The organism is Neotabrizicola sp. VNH66 (genome assembly GCF_049445895.1).
Taxonomy (GTDB): Bacteria; Pseudomonadota; Alphaproteobacteria; order Rhodobacterales; family Rhodobacteraceae; genus Pseudogemmobacter.
In genome coordinates, this window is the sequence record NZ_JBMSDW010000002.1 from 364,342 (window position 1) to 387,972 (window position 23,631).

General features: G+C 64.7%; 22 protein-coding genes. 12 read left to right on the forward strand and 10 right to left on the reverse strand.

Annotated elements, in window-relative coordinates; translation table 11 throughout:
- The first annotated feature begins 45 nt into the window (after positions 1–45).
- From ACO2Q5_RS04295 to phnN, 4 genes are read left to right on the forward strand one after another with little or no spacing between them, the layout of a single operon-like run.
- Positions 46–891, forward strand: coding sequence for an alpha-D-ribose 1-methylphosphonate 5-phosphate C-P-lyase PhnJ (locus tag ACO2Q5_RS04295; protein ID WP_423288368.1), 846 nt, complete (start codon positions 46–48; stop codon positions 889–891).
- A 23-nt stretch (positions 892–914) separates the two neighbouring features.
- Positions 915–1,673 carry a phosphonate C-P lyase system protein PhnK gene (gene phnK, locus ACO2Q5_RS04300; protein WP_423288460.1) on the forward strand — a complete coding sequence of 253 codons (759 nt, stop codon included), beginning with the start codon at positions 915–917 and terminating at the stop codon, positions 1,671–1,673.
- A 4-nt stretch (positions 1,674–1,677) separates the two neighbouring features.
- On the forward strand, positions 1,678–2,361 hold the full coding sequence (gene phnL, locus ACO2Q5_RS04305; RefSeq protein ID WP_423288369.1) for a phosphonate C-P lyase system protein PhnL: 684 nt from the start codon (positions 1,678–1,680) through the stop codon (positions 2,359–2,361).
- The gene (gene phnN / locus ACO2Q5_RS04310) at positions 2,358–2,885 is read left to right on the forward strand and encodes a phosphonate metabolism protein/1,5-bisphosphokinase (PRPP-forming) PhnN (protein WP_423288370.1); all 528 of its coding nucleotides are present in this window, start codon (positions 2,358–2,360) and stop codon (positions 2,883–2,885) included. Before phnL ends, phnN begins: the two co-directional genes overlap by 4 nt.
- On the opposite strand, the gene ACO2Q5_RS04315 is transcribed toward phnN, so the two are convergent.
- Positions 2,867–3,541: a DUF1045 domain-containing protein gene (locus ACO2Q5_RS04315; protein ID WP_423288371.1), complete on the reverse strand. Its 675-nt coding sequence runs from the start codon at positions 3,539–3,541 to the stop codon at positions 2,867–2,869. The genes phnN and ACO2Q5_RS04315 overlap by 19 nt on opposite strands.
- Positions 3,542–3,633: 92 nt before the next feature.
- On the opposite strand from ACO2Q5_RS04315, the gene ACO2Q5_RS04320 reads away from it, so the two are divergent.
- From ACO2Q5_RS04320 to metH, 3 genes are all read left to right on the forward strand, one after another.
- A complete protein-coding gene (locus ACO2Q5_RS04320) occupies positions 3,634–4,773 on the forward strand; it encodes an alpha-D-ribose 1-methylphosphonate 5-triphosphate diphosphatase (protein ID WP_423288372.1) in 1,140 nt (379 codons plus the stop codon).
- Positions 4,774–4,864: 91 nt separating this feature from the next.
- Positions 4,865–5,902 carry a homocysteine S-methyltransferase family protein gene (locus ACO2Q5_RS04325; protein ID WP_423288373.1) on the forward strand — a complete coding sequence of 346 codons (1,038 nt, stop codon included), beginning with the start codon at positions 4,865–4,867 and terminating at the stop codon, positions 5,900–5,902.
- The gene (metH, locus tag ACO2Q5_RS04330) at positions 5,899–8,601 is read left to right on the forward strand and encodes a methionine synthase (RefSeq protein ID WP_423288374.1); all 2,703 of its coding nucleotides are present in this window, start codon (positions 5,899–5,901) and stop codon (positions 8,599–8,601) included. Before ACO2Q5_RS04325 ends, metH begins: the two co-directional genes overlap by 4 nt.
- 42 nt (positions 8,602–8,643) lie before the next feature.
- Here the strand turns inward: metH and ACO2Q5_RS04335 are convergent, their stop codons facing one another.
- The 9 genes from ACO2Q5_RS04335 to ACO2Q5_RS04375 form a co-directional block, all read right to left on the reverse strand.
- Positions 8,644–9,705: a flagellar basal body P-ring protein FlgI gene (locus ACO2Q5_RS04335; protein WP_423288461.1), complete on the reverse strand. Its 1,062-nt coding sequence runs from the start codon at positions 9,703–9,705 to the stop codon at positions 8,644–8,646.
- A 26-nt stretch (positions 9,706–9,731) separates the two neighbouring features.
- A complete protein-coding gene (locus ACO2Q5_RS04340) occupies positions 9,732–10,730 on the reverse strand; it encodes a flagellin (RefSeq protein WP_423288375.1) in 999 nt (332 codons plus the stop codon).
- Positions 10,731–10,732: 2 nt separating this feature from the next.
- Complete coding sequence (gene flgK, locus ACO2Q5_RS04345) at positions 10,733–12,187, reverse strand: flagellar hook-associated protein FlgK (RefSeq protein ID WP_423288376.1); 1,455 nt, start codon at positions 12,185–12,187, stop codon at positions 10,733–10,735.
- A gap of 10 nt (positions 12,188–12,197) precedes the next feature.
- Positions 12,198–13,487, reverse strand: a complete 1,290-nt coding sequence (locus ACO2Q5_RS04350; protein WP_423288377.1) for a flagellar hook protein FlgE — start codon at positions 13,485–13,487, stop codon at positions 12,198–12,200.
- Positions 13,488–13,578: 91 nt separating this feature from the next.
- Positions 13,579–14,406 carry a flagellar motor protein MotB gene (locus ACO2Q5_RS04355; protein WP_423288378.1) on the reverse strand — a complete coding sequence of 276 codons (828 nt, stop codon included), beginning with the start codon at positions 14,404–14,406 and terminating at the stop codon, positions 13,579–13,581.
- Positions 14,407–14,514: 108 nt separating this feature from the next.
- The gene (dnaQ, locus tag ACO2Q5_RS04360; protein ID WP_423288379.1) at positions 14,515–15,210 is read right to left on the reverse strand and encodes a DNA polymerase III subunit epsilon; all 696 of its coding nucleotides are present in this window, start codon (positions 15,208–15,210) and stop codon (positions 14,515–14,517) included.
- Entirely contained in the window at positions 15,203–15,793 is a 591-nt protein-coding gene (gene coaE, locus ACO2Q5_RS04365; protein WP_423288380.1) for a dephospho-CoA kinase, read from the reverse strand. The genes dnaQ and coaE overlap by 8 nt, the downstream gene beginning before the upstream one ends.
- Positions 15,790–16,629 (reverse strand): shikimate dehydrogenase, encoded by an 840-nt coding sequence (locus tag ACO2Q5_RS04370; RefSeq protein ID WP_423288381.1) that lies wholly within the window; start codon positions 16,627–16,629, stop codon positions 15,790–15,792. Before ACO2Q5_RS04370 ends, coaE begins: the two co-directional genes overlap by 4 nt.
- Positions 16,626–17,216: a Maf family protein gene (locus tag ACO2Q5_RS04375; RefSeq protein WP_423288382.1), complete on the reverse strand. Its 591-nt coding sequence runs from the start codon at positions 17,214–17,216 to the stop codon at positions 16,626–16,628. Before ACO2Q5_RS04375 ends, ACO2Q5_RS04370 begins: the two co-directional genes overlap by 4 nt.
- Positions 17,217–17,757: 541 nt before the next feature.
- On the opposite strand from ACO2Q5_RS04375, the gene rho reads away from it, so the two are divergent.
- From rho to ACO2Q5_RS04400, 5 genes are read left to right on the forward strand one after another with little or no spacing between them, the layout of a single operon-like run.
- Positions 17,758–19,026: a transcription termination factor Rho gene (gene rho / locus ACO2Q5_RS04380; protein WP_423288383.1), complete on the forward strand. Its 1,269-nt coding sequence runs from the start codon at positions 17,758–17,760 to the stop codon at positions 19,024–19,026.
- A gap of 22 nt (positions 19,027–19,048) precedes the next feature.
- Positions 19,049–20,326 (forward strand): tRNA uridine-5-carboxymethylaminomethyl(34) synthesis GTPase MnmE, encoded by a 1,278-nt coding sequence (mnmE, locus tag ACO2Q5_RS04385; protein WP_423288384.1) that lies wholly within the window; start codon positions 19,049–19,051, stop codon positions 20,324–20,326.
- Positions 20,327–20,337: 11 nt separating this feature from the next.
- Positions 20,338–22,197, forward strand: coding sequence for a tRNA uridine-5-carboxymethylaminomethyl(34) synthesis enzyme MnmG (gene mnmG, locus ACO2Q5_RS04390; protein WP_423288385.1), 1,860 nt, complete (start codon positions 20,338–20,340; stop codon positions 22,195–22,197).
- A gap of 1 nt (position 22,198) precedes the next feature.
- Positions 22,199–22,834, forward strand: a complete 636-nt coding sequence (locus tag ACO2Q5_RS04395) for a 16S rRNA (guanine(527)-N(7))-methyltransferase RsmG (RefSeq protein ID WP_423288386.1) — start codon at positions 22,199–22,201, stop codon at positions 22,832–22,834.
- Entirely contained in the window at positions 22,809–23,624 is an 816-nt protein-coding gene (locus tag ACO2Q5_RS04400; RefSeq protein ID WP_423288387.1) for a ParA family protein, read from the forward strand. Before ACO2Q5_RS04395 ends, ACO2Q5_RS04400 begins: the two co-directional genes overlap by 26 nt.
- Positions 23,625–23,631 lie beyond the last annotated feature (7 nt).

Genomic DNA, 23,631 nt, shown 5'->3' on the forward strand with positions numbered 1-23,631 from the left:
CGCCGCCGCCGCGCTGCTGTGCGGCCAGAAGAAGGTCCGCCCGAGATGACCGATCAGGCCTATAATTTCGCCTATCTGGACGAAGACACCAAGCGGATGATCCGCCGCGCTTTGCTGAAGGCGCTGGCCGTGCCGGGCTATCAGGTGCCCTTTGCCAGCCGGGAAATGCCCATGCCCTATGGCTGGGGCACCGGCGGGGTGCAGGTGACGGCGGCCTGTCTGGTGCCCGAGGACCGGCTGAAGGTCATTGACCAAGGCGCCGATGACACGACGAATGCCGTGTCGATCCGCCGCTTCTTTCAGCGCACCGCGGGGGTGGAGGTGACGGGTCACACGGCAGAAGCGACCGTGATCCAGACCCGCCACCGCATCCCCGAACAGCCGTTAACCGAGGGGCAGATTCTGGTCTATCAGGTGCCGATCCCCGAACCCCTGCGCTTTCTGGAACCGCGAGAGACCGAGACCCGAAAGATGCACGAGCTGGAGGAATACGGCCTGATGCATGTGAAACTGTATGAAGACATCGCCCGCCATGGCGAGATTGCCACCGCCTACGCCTATCCGGTGAAGGTCGAGGGGCGCTATGTCATGGACCCCTCGCCGATCCCGAAGTTCGACAATCCGAAGCTGGGCGGCAATCCGGCGATCCAGCTGTTCGGTGCGGGACGTGAGGCGCGGATCTATGCGCTGCCGCCCTATACCGAAGTGGTCAGCCTTGATTTCGAAGACCACCCGTTCACACCCAGCAAAGCCGACCATTGCTGCGATCTCTGCGGTTCGGCCACCAGCTATCTGGATGAGGTGATCACCGATGACCGCGGCAGCCGGATGTTCGTCTGCTCGGACACCGATTTCTGTGAAACGCGGCAGCGGGACGGAGGAAAGCCATGAATATCGTCTCTAAACATGCCGAAATGACGGTTCCACTCCTCTCCGTGCAGAGCCTGACCAAGCGCTACGGCGCGCGGATCGGTTGTGCGGACGTGTCCTTCGACCTTTATCCCGGAGAGGTGCTGGGTATCGTCGGCGAAAGCGGATCCGGCAAATCCACGCTGCTCTCCTGTCTGGCTGGCCATCAGCGGCCCGATCTTGGCCACGTGCTTTATGACGGAGACGATGTGCTGACCCTTAGCGAGGCGGAACGGAGGCGGCTGTTGCGGATGGATTGGGCCTATGTCCATCAGAACCCGCGCGACGGGCTGCGGATGGGTGTCAGCGCCGGCGGCAATGTGGGTGAACGGCTGATGGCCACCGGCGCCCGCCACTACGGCAATATCCGCGACACCGCGACAGACTGGCTGGGCCGGGTAGAGATCGCGGCCGAACGGATCGACGACCGGCCCTCGGCCTTTTCCGGGGGGATGCAGCAGCGGTTACAGATCGCCCGCAATCTGGTGACCGGGCCGCGGCTGGTGTTCATGGACGAGCCGACCGGCGGGCTGGACGTGTCCGTTCAGGCTCGGCTCTTGGACCTGCTGCGCGGGCTGGTCCGCGATCTGGGCCTGTCCGTGATCATCGTCACGCATGACCTTGCCGTCGTGCGGCTGCTGGCCGACCGGCTGATGGTGATGAAATCGGGGCGTGTGGTAGAAACCGGGCTGACCGATCAGGTGCTGGACGATCCGCAGCATGGCTATACCCAGCTGCTCGTTTCCTCTGTTCTGCAGGTATAGAGACATGATTGAGGTCAGGAACCTTTCGAAAAGCTTCACCCTGCACAATCAGGGCAGCGCGGAGATCCCGGTGATGGCAGGGGCGAAACTGTCGGTCCGCCGCGGCGAATGCGTTGGGCTGGTGGGCCAGTCCGGGGCGGGGAAATCCACGCTGATGCGGATGATCTACGGCAATTATCTGGCGGCGGGCGGGGAAATCCTTATCGGCGGGACCGATGTCGTCACCGCGGCCCCGCGGCAGGTGCTGGCCTTGCGGCGTGACACGCTGGGCTATGTCAGCCAGTTCCTGCGGGTGGTGCCCCGCGTTCCGACGATCGAGGTCGTGGCCGAGCCACTGCTGCGCCTTGGCACAGACCCGGAGGAGGCGCGGGGCAGGGCGGCCGCGCTGCTGGCCCGGCTGAATATCCCGGAACGGCTGTGGTCCTTGTCGCCCACGACATTCTCGGGCGGGGAGCAGCAGCGGGTGAACATCGCCCGCGGCTTTGCCCATCCCTACCCGGCGCTGTTGCTGGACGAACCGACCGCCAGCCTTGATGCGCAGAACCGCGAGGTCGTGCTGACCCTGATCGAAGAGGCAAAGGCCCGCGGCGCAGCGATCCTGGGCATTTTCCACGACGAACCGGCCCGGGCGCGGGTCTGTGACCGGCTGGTCGATGTCACCGCCTTCACCCCGGGGCGCGCGGCATGAGGCTGGTGGCGGTCGTCGGCCCCTCGGGCGCGGGGAAGGATACGCTCATGGCGCTGGCCTGCGCCGCCGATCCGCGCATCCGTGCGGTGCGCCGTGTGATCACCCGCCCCGAGGCAGCAGGCGGCGAGGATTTCGAGGGCGTGACGGATGCGGTCTTTGACGACCGTCTGGCCCAAGGCGATTTCGCGCTGCACTGGCAGGCGCATGGTCTGCATTACGGCATCCCGCGGGCCGAACTGACGGGGCAGGGCGTGCTGATGTTCAACGGCTCGCGCGCCGTGCTGCCACAGGCGCGGGCGCTTTACCCTGAACTTTCGGTGATCCTTGTCACCGCCCCGTCCGAGGTTCTCGCCCAGCGCCTTGCCGCCCGCGGACGAGAGGCGGCCGGTGACCGCGCCACCCGTCTGGCCCGGGCCGAATTTGCGCTGCCGGACGGGATTTCCGCCATCACAGTGACGAATGACGGAACGGCAGCGCGGGGGCTGGCGCGGTTTCTGGCCGCGCTTCAGCCGGAAAGGGTGTAGCGATGCAGGATGCGGAACTGCCCGTCCTGACCTTCGCCGAACAGGCACAGATCGCCGATGGGGAAGGGCCGGGGCAGGACCGGGGCAAAATGGTCCCGCAGCACCGCCGCCACCGGGCCCGGATCGGCCAGCCGGTCGGTCAGGGTCAGATGGAAACGGAATTCCTCCATCACATAGGGATAGCCCCAGATTTCCAGCAGCTGGCGCTGGCGGAAGGACAGCCGCTCGGGCCGCCGCTTTGCGATCTCGGTCGCGGTCAGCGGCGCGCGCAAGGGGTCCAGCGCAGACACCACCTCGGCCGCCAGTTCCAGAAGCGGGCTTTCGTCCCCTTCGGGCACCAGCGCAAGGAACCCGCCCAGGCTTTCCAACCGCAGCCCGTCCAACCTGACGGGAGCCAGCCGTGCCGCCAGTGCCGTCAACGCCTGATCCAGCGCCGGGAAATCCACGCCCTCGCCCAGCCGGAACGGCGCGCGGATCGTGCCGTGGAACCCGTATTTCCGCGGGTCGCGGGTGATCTCTGCCGCGGGCAGGCCCAGATCGGGCTGCACCACGGCCAGACCGCGGGCGGCATCCCAGCCCAGCCATTCCGCCGCCCGATCGGCAAATTCCCCCGCCGGCGGGGCATAATACACGGCATATCGCTTGATCTGATCCATACCGCGCGCCTTAGCCTTCGGGTGTCACACCGCTGTGACAGCCGGGTGCCATTCAGCCGCCTCCTCCGCCCGACCGCAAGACAGGACCTGCCATGACCGAGACCATCCTTGCCAATGCCACCCTTGTCCTGCCGGAAGAGGTGATCCGCGGATCGATCCGCATGACCGGCGGGCAGATCGCCTCGGTCGATCCGGGCAGCGCGGTGCCGCCGGGCGCGGTGGACTGCAACGGCGATCTGCTGATGCCGGGGCTGATCGAACTGCACACTGACAATCTGGAACAGCATATGCAGCCGCGGCCGCGGGTGAACTGGCCGCATCAGGCGGCGATCATCGCGCATGATGCCGAACTCGCCTCGACCGGGATCACCACGGTGTTCGACGCGCTGCGGGTGGGGTCGGTGGTGAACAACGCCACCAATTACGGCGAATATGCCCGCGCGCTGGCCGATGAGATTCTGGACCTGCGGGCCAAGGGCGCGCTGAAGATCAGCCATTTCCTGCATCTGCGGGCCGAGGTCTGCTCGGAGACGCTGGTGGCGGAGCTGGCGAAATTCGGCCCTGATGATGCCATCGGCATCGTCAGCCTGATGGACCATACGCCGGGTGAGCGGCAGTTCCGTGATCTGTCGAAGCTGAAAGAATATGTCTGCGGCAAGCATGGCCTGTCCGATCAGGGCTTTCTGGACCATGTGGCCAGCCAGCGCGCCCTGCGCGACCGTCTGGGTGCCCTGCACGAGGCGACCGCCGTGGCCGAAGCGCGGCGGTTCGGCGCGGTTCTGGCCAGCCATGACGACACGACCGCGCCGCAGGTGGCCACCTCGGCGGGCCACGGGGTGCATTTTGCCGAATTCCCAACCACGGCAGAGGCTGCGCGGGCCTGCCACGACCATGGCATCAAGGTGATGATGGGTGCGCCGAACCTGATTCGGGGCGGGTCGCATTCCGGCAATGTGGCCGCCGCCGATCTGGCGGAAAAGGGGCTTCTGGACATCCTGTCGTCGGATTACGTGCCGTCCTCGCTCCTGTCGGGCGCGATGATGCTGGGCGATCTGTGGGGCGATATGGCCCGCGCCATCGCCACGGTGACGGCGGCCCCCGCTGCGGCCACCGGCCTTGCGGACCGCGGCCGAATTAAACCCGGCCTGCGCGGCGACGTGATCCGCGTCACCCGGGTGGCCGGTGCGGTTGCGGTGCGCGGGGTCTGGGTCGCGGGCGAACGGACTGCCTGAACTTGCAGGAAATTCATAATCCTTGTGAGGATTATGAATTTCACCTTGCGCTCCATCCAGCCTATGCCTGCGCCTTCTGCAGGAGATGCCGATGATCCGCCTAGACCTTCCGCCGTCGCCCGCCATCGCCCAGCTGGAGGCGCTGGCGCGTCAGCGTATCCTGATTCTGGACGGCGCCATGGGCACGCAGATTCAGGGCCTGGGTCTGGGCGAGGAGGATTACACCGGCCACGGCTCTGGCTGTGCCTGCCACCATCATTCCGATCACCCGCAGAAGGGCAACAACGACCTTCTCATCCTGACCCAACCGCACGCGATCGAGGAGATCCACTTCCGCTATGCCATGGCAGGCGCGGATATTGTGGAGACCAACACCTTTTCCGCCACCACCATCGCGCAAGCCGATTACGGGATGGAAGGCGCGGTGCATGACCTGAACGTCGAAGGCGCCCGCATCGTCCGCCGCGCGCTGGACCGGGCCACCGCCATCGACGGCAAGCCGCGGTTTGTGGCCGGGGCCGTGGGGCCGACGAACCGCACCGCCAGCATCAGCCCGGATGTGAACAACCCCGGCTTCCGTGCCGTCAGCTTTGACGATCTGCGCCGCGCCTATGGCCAGCAGGTCCGCGGCCTGATCCAAGGCGGCGCTGACATCATCCTGATCGAGACGATCTTTGACACGCTGAACGCCAAGGCCGCAATCTTTGCCTGTTTCGAGGCCTTTGCCGAACATGGCCAGCGGTTGCCCGTCATGATCTCGGGCACGATCACCGATGCCTCGGGGCGGACGCTGACCGGGCAGACGCCCACGGCCTTCTGGCATTCGGTCGCCCATTCACGACCCTTCACCGTAGGGCTGAACTGCGCACTTGGCGCAGCCGCCATGCGCCCGCATATCGCGGAACTGGCGGGGGTGGCCCATACCTTCACCTGCGCCTACCCCAATGCCGGTCTGCCCAATGCCTTTGGCCAATATGACGAAGGCCCGGAAGACACCGCCCGGCAGGTGGCCGATTTCGCCCGCGAAGGTCTGGTGAATGTCGTCGGCGGCTGCTGCGGCACCACGCCCGACCACATCCGCGCCATTGCCGAGGCCGTCGCCCCCTTCGCCCCGAGGAGCGTGAAATGACCCGTACCCTGCGCCTGTCCGGGCTGGAGCCCTTTGTCCTGACCCCGGACATTCCCTTCGTCAACGTGGGCGAACGCACCAATGTCACCGGCAGCGCCCGCTTCCGCAAGCTGATCACCAACCGCGATTACGCCGCCGCGCTGGAGGTGGCCCGCGATCAGGTGGAAAACGGCGCCCAGATCATCGACATCAACATGGATGAGGGGCTGATCGACAGCCGCGCCGCCATGGTCGAATTCCTGAACCTGATCGCCTCTGAACCCGACATCGCCCGCGTGCCGGTGATGATCGACTCTTCGAAATGGGAGGTGATCGAGGCCGGGCTGCAATGCGTGCAGGGCAAGCCGGTCGTGAACTCGATCAGCCTGAAGGAGGGCGAAGAGGCGTTCCGCCACCATGCGGCCCTGTGTCTGGCCTATGGTGCCGCGGTGGTCGTGATGGCCTTCGACGAGACCGGGCAGGCCGACACCTATCAGCGCAAGACCGAGATTTGCGCCCGCGCTTACCGCATCCTGACCGAGGAGATGGGTTTTCCGCCGGAAGACATCATCTTTGATCCCAACGTCTTTGCCGTGGCGACCGGGATCGAAGAGCACAACAATTACGGCGTGGACTTCATCGAAGCCACCCGCTGGATCAGGACGAACCTGCCCCACGCCCATGTCTCGGGCGGGGTGTCGAACCTGTCGTTCAGCTTCCGCGGCAACGAAGCCGTGCGCGAGGCGATGCATGCGGTGTTTCTGTATCACGCCATTCAGGCGGGCATGGATATGGGCATCGTCAATGCGGGCCAACTGGCCGTCTATGACCAGATAGACCCCGATCTGCGCGAGGCCTGCGAAGATGTGGTGCTGAACCGACGCCCCGACGCGACCGAGCGCATGCTGGAGGTGGCCGAACGCTTCCGCGGTGGCGCGAAAGAGGAAAAGGTTCGCGATCTGCAATGGCGCGACTGGCCGGTGGAAAAGCGGCTGGAACATGCGCTGGTGAACGGCATCACCGAATTCATCGAGGCCGACACCGAAGAGGCTCGTCTGGCCGCCGAACGCCCGCTGCATGTGATCGAAGGCCCGCTGATGGCGGGCATGAACGTGGTGGGTGACCTGTTCGGTGCGGGCAAGATGTTCCTGCCGCAGGTGGTGAAATCCGCCCGCGTCATGAAACAGGCCGTGGCCGTCCTGCTGCCGCATATGGAGGCGGAAAAGGACGGCACCAGTCAGGCCGCAGGCAAGGTGCTGATGGCCACGGTCAAGGGCGATGTGCATGACATCGGCAAGAACATCGTCGGCGTCGTGCTGGCCTGCAACAATTACCAGATTATCGACCTGGGCGTGATGGTGCCGCCGCAGAAGATCCTTGAGGTCGCGCGGGCGGAGAAGGTGGACATCATCGGCCTTTCGGGCCTGATCACCCCTTCGCTGGATGAGATGGTGCATCTGGCGGCCGAGATGGAGCGGGAAGGCTTTGACATTCCCCTGCTGATCGGCGGAGCGACCACCTCGAAGGTGCATACCGCGGTGAAGATCGCGACGCGCTACACCCGCGGTCCGGCGGTCTATGTCACCGATGCCAGCCGTGCGGTGGGTGTGGTCTCCTCCTTGATGTCGACGACGCAGAAGACGCCTTATGTGCAGGCGCTGCGCGAGGAATATGCCGAGGTGGCGGCCCGCCACGAACGCAGCGAACGGGCGAAGCAGCGGGTGCCGCTGCAGGCGGCCCGCGCCAATGCGCTGCGGCTAGACTGGGCGGATTATGCGCCGCCCGCCCCGCAATTCACCGGCCCGCGCGTGGTGGATGACTGGGACCTGGCCGAGATCGCGCGCTACATCGACTGGACCCCGTTCTTCCAGACATGGGAGCTGAAGGGCGTCTATCCGAAGATTTTGCAGGATGAGGCGCAGGGCGAGGCCGCGCGCCAGCTGTTCGCCGATGCGCAGGAGATGCTGGCCCGGATCATCGCCGAGCGCTGGTTCAGGCCGCGCGCGGTGGTGGGCTTCTGGCCCGCGCAATCTTTGGGCGACGATATCGTGCTGTTCTCGGGTGAGGACCGAGTGCATCCGCTGGCCACGTTGCATACCCTGCGCCAGCAGACAGCCAAACGCGACGGCCGCCCGAATGTGGCTTTGGCCGATTTCGTGGCCCCCGCGGGGGTGGCGCGGGACTGGGTCGGCGGCTTCGTGGTGACGGCAGGACCGGAAGAGCAGGAGGTCGCCGCCCGCTATGAGCGCGCGAATGACGATTACGGCGCGATCCTGGTGAAGGCGCTGGCAGACCGCTTTGCCGAGGCCATGGCCGAGATGCTGCATGAACGGGTCCGGCGCGAGTTCTGGGGCTATGCCCCTGCTGAAAGCTATGCCCCCGAAGAGCTGATCGGAGAACCCTATGCCGGCATCCGCCCCGCGCCCGGCTATCCGGCGCAGCCCGACCATACCGAAAAGCGCACCCTGTTCCACCTGCTGGATGCCGAGCGGACCACCGGCGTAACGCTGACCGAAAGCATGGCGATGTGGCCGGGCTCTTCTGTCTCGGGCCTCTATATCGGGCATCCGAAGTCCTATTACTTCGGCGTGGCCAAGGTAGAGCGGGATCAGGCCGAAGACTATGCCCGCCGCAAAGGGATGGATCTGGCCGAAGCGGAACGCTGGCTGGCGCCGATCCTGAACTATCAGCCGGCACCTGCGGTGGACCGGGTGGCCTGACCCCACACCACCGCGGGCCCGGGGGGTCAGCACCCTGCGGTATCACTGGATCACGAATTCCGCATGCAGCGCCCCCGCGGCATTGATGCTTTTCAGAATGTCGATCATGTCATGCGGCGGCACGCCAAGTGCGTTCAGCCCGGCCACCACCTCGGACAGGCTGGTTCCGGCCGCCACCTCGGCCAGTCCGGTGCCCGTCGTCTCGACCGAGGCATTGCTGCGGGGCACCACGATGGTTTCCCCTTCCGCGAAAGGGTTTGGCTGCACGACCATCGGCGCCTCTTCCACGCGCAGGGTCAGGTTGCCCTGCGCCACGGCCACGCGGCTGATGCGCACATCGGCACCCATCACGATGGTGCCAGAGCGTTGGTCCACCACAACCCGGGCGCGGGTTTCCGGCTCGACCAGAATCCCCTCGATCCGGGCAAGAGCATGCGCGGGTGACGCGGCATTGCTGCGCGCGAGGTCCAGCGTCACCGTGCCCGCATCCTGCATCAGCGCCACCCTGCGCCCGAATTCCGCATTCACCGCCCGTTCGATCCGCAGGGCAGTGGTGAAATCCGGCACTTTCAGCGCCAGCCGCAGGACGGAGAGCTGGCTGAAATCGAAAGGCACTTCCCGCTCCACCCGCGCGCCGGTGGGAATGGTGCCTGCTGTGGGCACACCCTGCACCACCCGCGCCGCATCGCCTTCGGCCGAGACACCGCCGGCGATGATCGTGCCCTGCGCCACGGCATAGATCTGACCATCCGCCCCGTTCAGCGGTGTCATCACCAGTGTACCGCCCAAGAGGCTTTTGGCATCGCCGATGGCGGAAACCGTCACGTCGATGCGCCCGCCCGCCCGGGCAAAGGGGGGCAGGGTTGCCGTCACAAAGACGGCGGCCACGTTCTTCGGCCGGTAATCCTCTCCGGCGACGTTGACGCCCAGCCGTTCCAGCAGATTGGCCATGATCTCTTCGGTGAAGGGCGCATTGCGGATACCGTCTCCGGTGCCGTTCAGGCCCACCACCAGCCCGTAACCCACCAGATCATTGCCCCGGACCCCATCCACCTCGACCAGATCCTTCAGACGGACCGGCTGGGCCATCACCGGCAGCGCCATCAGGATCAGCGCCAGAACCAGCCGGATCACCGCAGATATCCCGTCAGGCTCAGGCCCGAAAGCCGGGAGAGCAGGGTGTAGAAGGCATCGAGCCGCGTCTCCAGATCCTTCAGCCGGGCCGAGGTTTCGTAGGGATCCGCCTCGATCAGCGAAAGCCGTGCAATATCAAGGGTCGTGCGTTCGGCTTCATTCCGCGTCTTCGCCGCGGTGACCTGTTCCTCCACCACGCCAAGCCGCGCCTGAAGCTGGACCCGCCCCGCAACGGCGGACATCAGATCCTCTCCCGCCCCAGCGGCCAGTGCGGCCCGGGCGGCCGGATCTCCGGACAGGAGCCCGCGGTCCAGAAGCGCCAATGTCGCCAGACCTGCCAGCGTGTCGCGAAGCGCGGGGTCCAGCGCGGTCACGGAAAGCTGCGCCGCCTCTCCGGGAGCGACGGGCAGCGCGGCACGGGGATCGCCGCCCTGATACAATGCCGCATATCCGCCGGGATCGGCGAACCATCCGGCGATGGCTGTTTTGGCCATCTCTGCAGTCATTGCGGCGGCGACCGCTGTTTCCAGCGCGGCGAGGAAAGCGTCGGGCCTGGGCAAGGGCGCGGTGCCGGTTTCAATCCCGGCAAACAGCGATTGACCGCCGGCCGAGGTGTTCACTGCCGCCAAAGCCGTGGCAAATCCCTGTGCGCCCGAGGCCGCCAGCGTCGAAAGCTGCGCCTCTCCGGAAAGAGCAGCTGTGCTTGTCAGGCGCGAAGCCAGATCATCCGCCGTATCCGACATGGTTTTCAATGCCGTCTGCATCGCCACGGCCGTGAAGGACAAGGCTGAAGTCGCCGCTGCATAGCCGTCAAGCCGAGAGAGCGAGCGGTCCAGAGCAGAGAGGGCCGAAAAATCACCCTTCACCGCTGCGCCCTGATCCTGGACCCGGCCGCTGGCCAGTTCCGCGGTGGCACGCTCGATCGCGGCGCGCAGCCCGGCCCCCTGACGGGACAAGGAGGGAGTGAGGAAGGGAGAGGCGGTCAGCACGGTCATGATCAGATCCCCAGCAGCGATTGCAGCATTTCGTCCAGCGCCTGAATCACCCGGGCATTGGCGGCATAGTTCTTTTCGATCACCAGAAGGCTTTGCATCTCGGCATCGACATCGACACCCTGCGCCGCCTGCATATCCTGCAGGGCGGACAGGCGGGCACCGTTGTAGCTCTGCTCCGTTTCGGCCGAGAGGCGGGCGGTGGCGACACCCGACAGAAGATCTGCCGCCAGACCGTCGGCGCTGTACTGGCCAGCCGGAATGCCGCCGGCCACAGGGCGCTGCGCCTGAAGCGCACCGGACCACGCATTCAGGAGAGCCGCGGCCCCGGACGGCCCCGCGGTTGCCGCCGCCAAGCCGTCGCGCAACCGTGTCACGCTGCCCCCCGCCGCGGGATCGACCGCGGAATTCAGCGCAATCCGTCCGGCAAGCCCGGTATTCTGCGCAGGGTCCAGCGCCAGTCCTGCATCGGTGAACAGGCCGGGCGCATCGGGCGCAAGTGTCGGGTCAAGACCGGATTGCGAAAACCGCTCCACCAGATCGCGCGCTAGCGCATCCAAACCGGATTGCGCCCGGGTGCCCAGATCGTCGCGCAGGGAAAACAGGGCCGCCAGTTCCCCGCCCTGAATCCGGCTGGCGGGACCAGAGGTTGCCAAAGGCTGCCCGTTCAGCGTCAGGCCCGACAGCGCGCCCGCCGCAAGGGTCATTTCCGCAACCATGCCATTCGCGGGTGTGAAGCCGAGTGTCGCGGGACTGCCCTCCAGCAAGACCGCGCCCCCCGTGGTAAAAAGGGCAATCTGTCCGTTATCGCGCTGCACTTCCCGCAGGGGCAAATACCCGGCGATGCCATCCACGATCTGCGCCCGTTGGTCCATCAGTGAGGAAGGATCGCGCCCGGCCCCACCGAACGCGGCGATCTCGACATTCAGGTCGCGGATCTGCTGCAAGGCGGTGTTGATCCGGTCCACCCCGGCAGCAATCGCCCGGTCCGCGGCCAGCCTTTCTGCCTGAACGGCATCGGTCGCCGCGTTCAGCGCATCGGCCAGCGCCCCGGCAGCCGTGACCGCGGCAGCAAGGCCCGCTTCGGACTGTGGCTGGCTGGCCGCGGTGATCAGCGCACTGTCCAATGCATTGATCCGCCCGGTCAGCGAACCGGGGCTGTCGCTGTCGCCATGGATGTCTTCCAGCCGGTTCAGAAAGGCAGCCCGGCTGTCGGCGGCTGCCGATCCTGCCTCGGCCCGGCGGCGGTCGTTCAGCAGATGCAGGTCCACATCCCGCAGGATCGCCGCGACCCGGACGCCCTGTCCTGTGCCCGCAACATCCCGCACGGTCAGCGCCACCTCGCGCCGCGCATAGCCGGGGGTTGCCGCATTGGCAACGTTCGAGGACAGCACTTCGGCCTGTCGGGCAGCAGCACCCAGACCGGACAGGGCGCTGCTGAAGGCGGCGGCAACGGACATGGCTCAGCCCTTAACGTTTGATATTGGTGGTTTCCTGCAGCATCTCATCCACGGTCTGGATGATCTTCGCGTTCGACGAATAGGCACGCTGCGTCTGGATCAGCGAGGTCAGTTCTGCCGCAACATCGGTGGTGGACCCCTCACGCGCATAACCTTCGATCGAACCCGTCGGACCATCGCCAGCATCCCACAGGTAGAAGGCACCGGAATCCGGCGAAACCTCATAAATCTGGTTGCTGAGCGCGGTCAGCCCGTTCGGATTGGGCACATCGACCAGCGGAATCTGATACAGGCGGCGGGTGAACCCGGTGTCATAGGTCGCATTGATGAAGCCGTTCTCATCCACCTCGACCGAGCTGAGATTGCCGACGAGTGAGCCGTCCTTGGTGATCTGACCCGGTGTGAAAGCATCCGAAAGCTGCGTCAGACCCGCGGTATCGCCGGGACGGCCGATGAACAGGCTGAGCGGGCCGCCCGCCACGGTCAGCGCCAGTTCACCCGTAGCGGCATTATAGCCCCCGCCCGAGACCGGCGTGACCGAGGCGATGGTGCCGCCCGCGGCCCGCGATTCATCGAAAGTCAGGGAATATTCGCCCACGACTGCGCCGCCACTGGCCGAATCCCGGATGGTCATGGTCCATTGGTTGGATGACCCGGTGGCGGGAACGGTGGGGGTGAAAGAGATGTCCAATCTCTCGGAACTGCCAAGATTGCCGAAATATTCCACCGGCAGCGGCTGCGCGGTGCCCGTGGCCCCGGCCGAGGTGGCCGTGGCGGGCAGGTTGACTCCCAGGGAAATGCGCGTTGTCGGGTCGCCCGCGGTCTGGCTGGCATTGATGACAATCGGCTGCAGCCCGGCCAAGGAATCGCGCGGGAAAGCAGGTACCGTGCCATCGGCATTGGCGGGCCAGCCCATCAGCACCAGCCCGGTTTCGGTCCTGAGCACACCGTTTTCATCGGTGCGGAAGGCGCCGGTCGTGGTCATGTAGAGACCGCCATCGCCGGTTTCCGTGGTGACCGGCAACATGCCCCGCCCGCTGACCGCCAGATCCATCGGGTTCGAGGTGCCGACAAGGCCGCCCCGCTCCTCGATCAGGCGAAGGGAAGACGCCCGCACCCCGCCAGCGGAATAGAGACCGGACCCCTGATTGCCGGTCAGGACCATGCTGGAGAATTCAGTCGAGGCGCGTTTGTAGCCATAGGTTCCCGAATTGGCGATGTTGTCCGAAATCGAGGAGAGCCGGGCCGCATTGGCATTCAGCCCGGCCACACCCGCATTCAGGGCAGAGGAAATGGTCATCGGTTGCGCCTTTCTGATGCTGTGACCTGTCAGCCGCAGACTGGGGCGCGGGTGCTAAATTTCCTCTAACAGCTAAAATTTGAAGGATCGCTCAGCGGTCCTCGCGCAGAAGAATGATCTCGATCCGGTTGTTACGAATGGCCGCGGGATTGGCCACGGCGGGTTTCCGGTCGGAAAAACCGCCGATCCGCTGAATCCGCACCGCCGGAATCCCGGCCTGCTGCAGAAGCAGCCGAATCGCCTGCGCGCGTTCGGCCGACAGGTCCCAGCCCGGGTCTGCGGTCAGGGTGACGGGATAGCTTCGGACATGACCGTTCACCGCGATGCCATTCTGCGCCAGCGCCAGCACTTCGGCCACGATGCCAATCAGCGCGCGCGTGCTGTCCTGCGGGGTGGCCGTATCGCCCATGAACAGCGCCGTACGGTCCAGATCGAACAGTTCGATCACCAGCCCCTCATCCGTCACGCGGGTGATCACATGGCGCAGCATCTGCCGCATCGTGTTGCTTTCGCCGCCACGGTCGAACAGGGCCTTTTCCACCGCCTTCTGCTGTGCCTCGGCCTGTTCACGGGCCAGATTGTCGCGATCGGCACCGTTGGAGGCGCCGCGTTCCATCGCGGTGCCGCCCGTGGCATTGCGCACCCGCGTATCCTCGGCAAAGATCGTATCACCCTGCAGCGTATCGTCGCCACCGCCGGAGACCCGGCTCATGGGGATGGACGGATTGAAATAATCCGACAGCCCCTTCCGTTGCTTCTCCGTTGTCGCGTTCAGCAGCCACATCAGCAGGAAAAAGGCCATCATGGCGGTCACAAAGTCCGCATAGGCCACTTTCCAGGCCCCACCATGGTGGCCGCCCCCGGCCACAACCTTTTTCCGTTTGATGATGACTGGCGGCGCATTCGTCTGCCCGGCCATCCGTTCACCCGTCTTCACACCCAGGGCCAGAATGGCGGGGGCTGGTGAATCCGGGGTTAAGCCTTTGGAATTGAGGGAAATGCCGCGGGCTTGCCACAATCGGCGGGGCTACTGCCGCTTCAGCCAGATCGCCCCGGCACCCAGCTTGGCCACAAAGGCGGCATGGGCCTCTTCCTCGGCCCCGGTCAGACGGGGGGGGAGCGGTTCAGCCCGGGGCCGGGGACGCCAGTCAGCCTGCGCCACACCCCCCGCGCTGCGCCCGGCACCCGAAGGCGCCAGCACCAGATCCGGCTGACGGCCACCGATCAGTTCCAGATAAACCTCGGCCAGAATTTCGGAATCGAGCAGCGCGCCGTGTTTTTCCCGCTTGGAATTGTCCACGCCGAACCGGCGGCACAAAGCATCCAGCGAGGCCGGCGAACCGGGGAAGCGTTGCTTCGCAATCGCCAGCGTGTCGATGGCCTGCGACCATGGCAAAGTGGGCAGGCCTATCCGCTTCAGCTCGAAATTCAGGAATTTCATGTCGAAGGCGGCATTGTGGATCACCAGCTTCGCATCGCCGACGAAATCCGCGAACTCCTGCCCGATCCGCGCGAAAACCGGCTTGTCGCGCAGGAATTCGTCGCCCAGCCCGTGCACGGCAAAGGCCTCGGCCGGCATGGAGCGTTCTGGGTTGATATACTGGTGATAGGTCCGCCCGGTGGGCAGGTGATTGAACAGCTCCACCCCGCCGATTTCGACGATCCGGTCGCCCTGTTCAGGGTCAAAGCCGGTGGTTTCGGTGTCAAGGACGATCTCACGCATGACGGCTCCGCAGATGGGCGATCAGGGCCTGCACATAGGCGCGGGTGCTGTCTTGGGAAAGAGTCTCGACGATATGGGTCGCCCGGCGGCGTTTTTCCGCATCGGGCATCTGGCGTGACAGGATCAGCGTGAATTGCTCCTCGGTCATGCCGGGCCGGGCCAGAACGCGCGCGCGTTGCACCGCAGACGGGGCGGTGACCAGAAGCGTGGCGTCACATTCGCCCTCAGTCCCTTTTTCGAACAGCAGAGGGATGTCCAGAACAACCAGATCGGCATCCGCCGCAGCCAGAAAAGCAGCCCGATCCGCCGCCACCAAAGGGTGCACGAGCGATTCCAGAACCGGCAGCAGCGCCGGGTCCTGTGCCAGAAGCCGCTTCAATGTTTCCCGTGAAACAATTCCGTCCGTCACGGCAGAGGGGAACTGCGCTGTCAGCGCTGCGGCCGCCGCACCGCCCGCACCATACAGCCGGTGCACCGCCGCATCCGCATCCCAGACCGGGACACCTTCGGCCGCGAACATCGCAGCCGTGGTGCTTTTCCCCATGCCGATGGAGCCGGTCAGGCCCAGACGGAACGCACTCATGCCGACAGAACGGCCTGACGGGTCGCCTCATCCACCTCCGGCCGCTGTCCGAACCAGCGTTCGAACCCCGGGGCGCCCTGATGCAGCAGCATCCCCAGACCGTCCACAGTGAAACAGCCCCGCGCCTCAGCCTCCAGCAGGAACTGGGTCTTCAGCGGCGTATAGACCAGATCGGTCACCAGCGTATCGGGGGACAGCCGCTCCATATTCAGATGCAGCGGCGGCTTGCCGGTCATCCCAAGCGAGGTGGTGTTCACCAGCGTCGCGCAATCCTCGATCATCAGCCCGGCCATGTTCCATTCATGAACCACGACCTTCGCGCCGAAATCAGCGCGCAGCGCATCAGCCCGGGGACGGGTGCGGTTGGCCAGCCGGATTTCCGGCACGCCTGCTTCGATCAGCGCGGCGATCACGGCCCGGGCGGCACCCCCGGCACCCAGAACAGCCGCGGGGCCGGCGGAGGGGTCCCAGAGCGTTGCATATTGGCGGAGGTTCGCCATAAAGCCGGTGCCATCGGTGTTGTCGGCGTGGATCTTGCCATCCTTGCGGAAGATCACGGTATTCGCCGCCCCGATCAGTGCCGCCCGGTCGGTGATGATATCGGCGATCTGCAGGATCGCCTCTTTATGCGGGATGGTGACATTCACCCCGACAAAGCCCATTTGCGGCAGGGTCCGCAGCACATGGGGCAAATCTGCGGGCGCCACGTCGATCGGGATATAATGTCCCTTCAGCCCATAGCGGCGCAGCCAGTAGCCGTGCAGCGCAGGACTGCGGCTATGGGCAACGGGATGGCCAAGAACGCCGGCCAGCGGGATACGCGGATGGTCAGTCATGCCTCGATCATTCCCCGGTCAGACAGATAGTTCAACAGCGGCAAGAGCGGCAGACCAAGAATGGTGAAATGGTCGCCAGCCACGGCAGAAAAAAGCCGCACACCTTCCGCCTCCAGCTGATAGCCACCCACGGAATGGCGGATCGCATCCCAGTTCCGGGCGACATAATCCTGAAGATAGCTGTCGGAAAACGCGCGCATGGTCAGCCGTGCTTCGCCGACATGGCGCCAGATGGGGCGGCCATGCTCATATAAGACAGCGGCGGACAGCAGCTTGTGCGTCTGCCCGCGCAAGGCCTGCAGCTGATGCATCGCCTCTTCGGGTGAGGCGGGCTTGCCGTAGATCTTGCGGTTCAGCTCCAGCACCTGATCGCAGCCCAGAACCAGTGTCTGAGGATTGCGGTCGGCCAGCTTGCGCGCCTTCATCTCGGCCAGGGTATCGGCCACATCGCGCGGAGTGGCGCCTTCTTCCTCCAGCGCATACCGGATTGATTCTTCATCCACCCGTGCGGGCTGCACTGAGACCGTAAGACCGGCTGCGCGCAGCATCTTAAGCCGGGTTTCCGAGGCCGAGGCCAAAAGAAGCATGAGGGAAACCCTGGGGAAAAACCTGATTTGTTCTTGCGGGCCGGTCCGCGGATAAACCACCCCTTGCGGGCAGGATTGCCCTGTCCGGCCTTTGCCTGTCAAGCCGGGCGCGGGTTATCCCAAGGCGCATGACACTATCCCCTGTCTGTGGGAAAACCGATTCCTCCGATGCCCATACTCAAAGACCCTGTGGAGAAGATTTTTTTGCACACCGGATTAATACTTTGATTTTAATACTAAAATTATCACCTCTTCGTTTGGGCAGCAGCTTTTCCCGCACTTGCCCACATGTCTGCAGCTCTGGGGGCAGCCAATCCCGGGGTGCGGTGATCCTCTTATCCCCGGCCCCTAAATCAACATCATCTCTTTTCTTTCTTTTAGTCTTTTGAAGAAGGAAGAAGACCACTCGCGCGCCCAGATTGACTTTGCACAGAAGCAGCACTATCTGGCTGCACAGCAGGGCCGTCCGGTCCAAGCGCCTCCCGTTTACATATTGATCCCGGCCCGCGCCGTTTGGCGTGTCTGCCCGCAGGATATTGCCATGACCGAACGCCTGAACCTCTCCGATCTCAAGGCCAAGACCCCGGCCGACCTTCTGGCCATGGCCGAAGAATGGGAAATCGAGAACGCGCCTTCCATGCGGAAGGGCGAGATGATGTTCCAGATTCTGAAGGAACATGCCGAGGAAGGTTATGAAATCGGCGGTGACGGCGTTCTGGAAGTGCTGCAGGACGGCTTCGGCTTCCTGCGCAGCCCTGAGGCGAATTATCTGCCCGGACCCGATGACATCTATGTCTCGCCCGAAATTCTGCGCCAGTTCAGCCTGCGCACCGGCGACACCATCGAAGGTGTGATCAAGGCCCCGCAGGAGAATGAGCGCTACTTCAGCCTGGTGAAGGTGACGCGGATCAATTTTGACGATCCGGAACGCGCCAAGCACAAGGTTCTGTTCGACAACCTGACGCCGCTTTACCCCGATGAACGGCTGAAGATGGAGATCGAGGACCCGACGATCCGAGACCGTTCGGCCCGGATCATCGACCTTGTGGCCCCCATCGGCAAAGGCCAGCGCGCGCTGATCGTGGCGCCGCCGCGCACGGGTAAGACGGTTCTGTTGCAGAACATCGCCCGGTCGATCGAAGTGAACCATCCGGAATGCTATCTGATCGTTCTGCTGATCGACGAACGGCCGGAAGAAGTCACCGATATGCAGCGGTCCGTGAAGGGTGAGGTCATCTCCTCGACCTTCGACGAACCGGCAACGCGGCACGTGGCCGTGGCGGAGATGGTGATCGAAAAGGCCAAGCGCCTGGTCGAGCACAAGCGGGATGTCGTGATCCTGCTCGACTCCATCACCCGTCTGGGCCGCGCCTATAACACTGTCGTCCCGTCCTCGGGCAAGGTGCTGACCGGCGGTGTGGATGCCAATGCACTGCAACGGCCGAAGCGGTTCTTCGGCGCGGCGCGGAACATCGAAGAGGGCGGGTCGCTGACCATCATCGCGACCGCCCTGATCGACACCGGCAGCCGGATGGACGAGGTGATCTTTGAAGAGTTCAAGGGCACCGGCAACTCGGAACTGGTGCTCGACCGCAAGGTTGCCGACAAGCGCGTCTTCCCGGCGATGGACATTCTGAAGTCCGGCACCCGGAAAGAGGATCTGCTGGTCGAAAAGACCGATCTGCAGAAGACCTATGTGCTGCGCCGGATCCTGAACCCGATGGGCACGACCGAGGCTATCGAATTCCTGCTGTCCAAGCTGAAGCAGACCAAGACCAATTCCGAGTTCTTCGACTCGATGAACACCTGATCCAAGGCGCACGGGCCCTGTCATGGCGGACACGATCTATGCCAGCGCCACGGCCCGCGGCCGGGCGGGGGTGGCGGTCATCCGGGTTTCCGGGTCGTCCGCGCATGAGGTGTGCCGTCTGCTGACGGGCGGGGTTCCTGTATCCCGCCAAGCTGTTCTCCGCAACATATCGTGGGGTGGAGAGCTTCTGGATCAAGCCTTGGTGCTGGTCTTTGACGACAACGCCAGCTTTACCGGCGAAAAGGTGGTGGAGTTCCAGATCCACGGCAGCCTTGCCACCTCGTCCGCGGTGCTCCGGGCGCTGTCGGAAACCGGACTGTGCCGTTTGGCGGAAGCGGGCGAATTCACCCGGCGCGCGCTGGAGAACGGCGTTCTTGATCTGACACAGGTCGAAGGTCTGGCCGATCTGATTGACGCCGAGACCGAGGCGCAGCGGAAACAAGCGTTGCGCGTTCTGTCCGGGCAGATCGGGCAGCGGGTGGAGGGCTGGCGTGCGCACCTGATCCGTGCCGCGGCGCTGCTGGAAGCCACCATCGACTTTGCCGAAGAAGACGTGCCGGTGGATGTGACGCCGGAGGTTCTGGAGCTGCTGTCCGCCCTGATGGCCGAACTTCAGCACGAGGCGGACGCCGTGCAAAAGGCGGAACGCATCCGCGAGGGGTTCGAAGTCGCCATCGTGGGCGAACCCAATGCGGGGAAGTCCACCCTCCTGAACCGTCTGGCGGGACGAGAGGCAGCAATCACCTCGGAAATCGCCGGCACGACGCGGGATGTGATCGAGGTCCGGATGGATCTGGACGGTCTGGCCGTCACCCTGCTGGACACCGCGGGTCTGCGCGACAGTGACGACCCGGTGGAACGCGAAGGCATCCGCCGTGCGGTGGATCGGGCATTGGCCGCCGATCTGCGGGTGTTTCTGGGCGGCGGGGAAACCCATCTGACGCCGCAGCCCGGCGATCTGGTGGTGCGTGGCAAGGCCGATCTGACATCGGGCGAGGGGCTGGCGGTCTCCGGCAAGACCGGGGCCGGGGTGGACGCCCTGCTGCAAGAGATTTCGTGCCGCCTCTCGGAAAAGGTGGCGGGGGCTGGTATCATGGTCCGTGAACGGCACCGTCTGGCCCTTGAACAGGGGCTGTTGGCGATTCGCCGGGTTCAGGACATGCTGGCCGGTCCGCATCTTGCGGAAATCGCGGCCGAGGAATTGCGGCGGGCGATCCGGGCGCTGGACGCTCTGGTCGGCCGGGTGGATGTGGATGAGTTGCTGGGCGAGATCTTCTCCAGCTTCTGCATCGGGAAGTGAGGATGTTTCACGTGAAACACTTCGACGTGGTTGTAGTGGGGGGCGGTCATGCGGGCGCCGATGCGGCGGCGGCGGCGGCCCGGATGGGTGCGCGCACGGCCCTTGTGACCATGCGGGCAGAGACGATTGGCGTCATGTCTTGCAACCCGGCCATTGGCGGTCTGGGCAAGGGCCATCTGGTCCGCGAAATCGACGCGATGGATGGCATCATGGGCCGCGCGGGGGATATGGGTGGCATTCAGTACCGCCTGCTGAACCGCCGCAAAGGTCCGGCAGTGCAGGGTCCGCGCACCCAAGCCGACCGCAAACTTTATCGGCAGGCGGTTCAGGCCCTGCTTGCGGAAGAGCCGAACCTGACGATTGTCGAAGGTGAGGCGGCAGAGTTGATGCTGGACGGCCTCCGCGTTGCTGGTCTGCGGCTGGCTGACGGGTCAGAGCTGACCGCAGGCGCTGTGGTTCTGACCACCGGCACCTTCCTGAACGGGCTGATCCATGTGGGCGATCAGAAGCGGCCCGGTGGACGCGTGGGCGACCAGCCCTCGGTCCGGCTGGCCGAGCAGATCCGGGGTCTGGGTCTGACGACCGGGCGGCTGAAGACCGGCACCCCGCCGCGGTTGGATGGCAAGACCATCGACTGGGCCCGGCTGGAGATGCAGCCGGCTGACGACGATCCGGTGATGCTGTCCTTCCTGAACCGCAAGCCGATTGCGCGGCAGATCGCTTGCGGGATCACCCATACCAGCGCCGCCACGCATGAGATCATTCGCCAGAACCTTGGCCGCAGTGCCATGTATGGCGGCCATATCGAAGGTGTCGGCCCGCGCTATTGCCCGTCCATCGAGGATAAGGTGGTGCGCTTTGCCGACAAGGACAGCCATCAGGTGTTCCTTGAGCCGGAGGGGCTGGACGATGATACCGTCTATCCGAACGGTATCTCCACCAGCCTGCCCGCCGAGGTGCAGGAGGCCTATGTCCGCACCATCGCCGGGCTGGAACGGGCAGTGATCACCCAGCCGGGCTATGCTATCGAATATGACTACGTGGACCCCCGCGGGTTGCGCGCGACGCTGGAGTTGAAGGCGCTGGCGGGCCTGTATCTTGCGGGCCAGATCAATGGCACCACAGGATATGAGGAAGCGGCAGCCCAGGGCATGGTGGCCGGGTTGAACGCCGCGCTGGCCGTGCAGGGCCGTGATCCGGCGACCTTCAGCCGGACGGACAGCTATATCGGCGTCATGATCGACGATCTGACCAGCCGCGGCGTGACAGAGCCCTACCGCATGTTCACCTCGCGCGCCGAATACCGGCTGAGCCTGCGGGCCGACAATGCCGATCAGCGGCTGACCCCGAAGGGTCTGGCCTTGGGCTGTGTCCGTGAGGGTAGGGCGAGGGCATTTGGCGAGAAGATGGAGGCGCTGGAACGCACGGTTGCCGTGCTGAAGGAGCATCGCTTCACCCCGAAAGAGCTGGGCGCCGTGGGAATTCAGGTCAGTCAGGATGGCAGCCGCCGGTCCGCCTTCGACCTGATGGCCTTTGCCGATTATGATCCGGCCGTGCTGGACCGTCTGGTGCCTGATCTGGCCGATCACCCGGCCGAGGTGCGGGCGCAGGCCGAGATCGAGGCGCTTTATGCGCAATATGCGGACCGTCAGGCCGCCGATGCCGAGGATCTGCGCAAACACGAATCGCTGCGGATACCCGAGGATTTCGATTATCGCGCGCTGTCCGGTCTGTCGTCGGAACTGACCGGAAAGCTGGAACGCAGACGGCCGGACAATATTCATCAGGCGCGGCAGATGGAGGGGATGACCCCGGCCGCCCTGATGCTGCTGATTGCCACGCTGAAAAAGCCGCGAAAGCAGGCGGTCTGAGGTGGAACACACGCTCTGGCAGATGTTGGGCACCAGCGAATCGGGGCTGGCCAAGCTGAAGGAATTTGCCGCGCTGGCCGAAAAATGGACGGCGCGGATCAATCTTGTCTCGAAATCGACGGTGCCGGACCTCTGGTCGCGGCATATTGAGGATTCGGCGCGGATTCTGCTGGTCGCACCGCCGGAGCCCCGGCTTTGGGCCGATTTCGGCGCAGGCGGCGGCTTTCCGGGCATCGTCGTGGCCTGCCTGCTGGCCGACCGCGGGGCGCAGACCCAAGTGGTGCTGATTGAATCCGATCAGCGAAAGTCCACTTTCTTGCGTGAAGCTGCCCGTCTTCTGGGTCTTTCGGTGCAGGTCCGGGCGGAACGGGCAGAAGCCATTTCCCCGCTGGTCGCGGATGTCATTTCAGCCCGTGCTCTGGCCGCTTTGGACGCACTTTGCGCCATTGTAGAGACACATGGCGTGCCGGAAACCACGGCGCTGTTCCCGAAGGGCGAGACCTGGGAGGCAGAAGTTGCCGCGGCGCGGAAAAACTGGCGGTTCGAACTGGATGCGCACGCCGATCCGGGGCATAAGGGTTCGGCAATCCTGGCGTTGAGGAACCTGCATCGTGCTGGCCGCGAAACCCTTGCCTGAAGCTGACCTGAAGCCTGCCCATGTCATTGCCATCGCCAACCAGAAGGGGGGCGTGGGCAAAACCACTACGGCCATCAATCTGGCCGCCGCGCTGGCGGAAAAGGGCTTTCGCGTGCTGTTGGTGGACCTTGACCCGCAGGGCAATGCCTCGACCGGCCTTGGCGTGGCCACGAATGACCGCAAGCTGACCACCTATGACCTGATTCTGTCGGATGGCCGGCCGGAGGCGATCATCCGGCCCAGCAAGCTGGAGAATCTCTGGATTTCGCCGGCGAATTCCGATCTGGCTTCGGCTGATATTGACCTTGTGGCCAATGAAAAGCGCAGTTTCCTGCTGCATGATGCCCTGCGGCACCCCGAAATCGACGCCATGGGCTTTGACGTGGTGCTGATCGACTGCCCGCCGTCGCTGTCCTTGCTGACGGTGAACGCGCTGGTGGCCGCGCATGCGGTTCTGGTGCCGCTGCAGGCGGAGTTTTTTGCGCTGGAGGGGCTGTCGCAGCTTCTTCTGACCGTGCGGGATGTGCGGCGGTCCGCCAATCCGAATCTGCGGATCGAAGGCGTGTTGCTGACCATGTATGATGGCCGCAACAACCTGGCGCAGCAGGTGGAAACCGACGCGCGTGAGAATCTGGGGGAGCTGGTGTTCCAGACCATCATCCCCCGCAACGTGCGCCTGAGCGAGGCGCCCAGCCATGCCCTGCCGGTGACTTCTTACGATCCCGCATCGAAAGGGGCCGAGGCCTATCGTGGTCTGGCAGACGAAATCGCCGCCCGTTTGCGGCGCTAAGACGAAT

What these genes read in the sequence shown, in the direction of transcription:
- flgK (WP_423288376.1), bottom strand. Translation starts at nt 12,187, where the DNA reads ATGTCCGTTGCCGCCGCCTTCAGCAGCGCCCTGTCCGGTCTGGGTGCT.
- rho (WP_423288383.1), top strand. Translation starts at nt 17,758, where the DNA reads ATGACCGAACGCCTGAACCTCTCCGATCTCAAGGCCAAGACCCCGGCC.
- ACO2Q5_RS04295 (WP_423288368.1), top strand. Translation starts at nt 46, where the DNA reads ATGACCGATCAGGCCTATAATTTCGCCTATCTGGACGAAGACACCAAG.
- ACO2Q5_RS04340 (WP_423288375.1), bottom strand. Translation starts at nt 10,730, where the DNA reads ATGACCGTGCTGACCGCCTCTCCCTTCCTCACTCCCTCCTTGTCCCGT.
- ACO2Q5_RS04350 (WP_423288377.1), bottom strand. Translation starts at nt 13,487, where the DNA reads ATGACCATTTCCTCTGCCCTGAATGCGGGTGTGGCCGGGCTGAATGCC.
- ACO2Q5_RS04320 (WP_423288372.1), top strand. Translation starts at nt 3,634, where the DNA reads ATGACCGAGACCATCCTTGCCAATGCCACCCTTGTCCTGCCGGAAGAG.
- dnaQ (WP_423288379.1), bottom strand. Translation starts at nt 15,210, where the DNA reads ATGCGTGAGATCGTCCTTGACACCGAAACCACCGGCTTTGACCCTGAA.
- ACO2Q5_RS04335 (WP_423288461.1), bottom strand. Translation starts at nt 9,705, where the DNA reads ATGGCGCTGCCGGTGATGGCCCAGCCGGTCCGTCTGAAGGATCTGGTC.
- phnL (WP_423288369.1), top strand. Translation starts at nt 1,678, where the DNA reads ATGATTGAGGTCAGGAACCTTTCGAAAAGCTTCACCCTGCACAATCAG.
- ACO2Q5_RS04355 (WP_423288378.1), bottom strand. Translation starts at nt 14,406, where the DNA reads ATGGCCGGGCAGACGAATGCGCCGCCAGTCATCATCAAACGGAAAAAG.
- ACO2Q5_RS04315 (WP_423288371.1), bottom strand. Translation starts at nt 3,541, where the DNA reads ATGGATCAGATCAAGCGATATGCCGTGTATTATGCCCCGCCGGCGGGG.
- mnmE (WP_423288384.1), top strand. Translation starts at nt 19,049, where the DNA reads ATGGCGGACACGATCTATGCCAGCGCCACGGCCCGCGGCCGGGCGGGG.
- phnN (WP_423288370.1), top strand. Translation starts at nt 2,358, where the DNA reads ATGAGGCTGGTGGCGGTCGTCGGCCCCTCGGGCGCGGGGAAGGATACG.
- metH (WP_423288374.1), top strand. Translation starts at nt 5,899, where the DNA reads ATGACCCGTACCCTGCGCCTGTCCGGGCTGGAGCCCTTTGTCCTGACC.
- coaE (WP_423288380.1), bottom strand. Translation starts at nt 15,793, where the DNA reads ATGAGTGCGTTCCGTCTGGGCCTGACCGGCTCCATCGGCATGGGGAAA.
- ACO2Q5_RS04375 (WP_423288382.1), bottom strand. Translation starts at nt 17,216, where the DNA reads ATGCTTCTTTTGGCCTCGGCCTCGGAAACCCGGCTTAAGATGCTGCGC.
- ACO2Q5_RS04325 (WP_423288373.1), top strand. Translation starts at nt 4,865, where the DNA reads ATGATCCGCCTAGACCTTCCGCCGTCGCCCGCCATCGCCCAGCTGGAG.
- phnK (WP_423288460.1), top strand. Translation starts at nt 915, where the DNA reads ATGACGGTTCCACTCCTCTCCGTGCAGAGCCTGACCAAGCGCTACGGC.
- ACO2Q5_RS04370 (WP_423288381.1), bottom strand. Translation starts at nt 16,629, where the DNA reads ATGACTGACCATCCGCGTATCCCGCTGGCCGGCGTTCTTGGCCATCCC.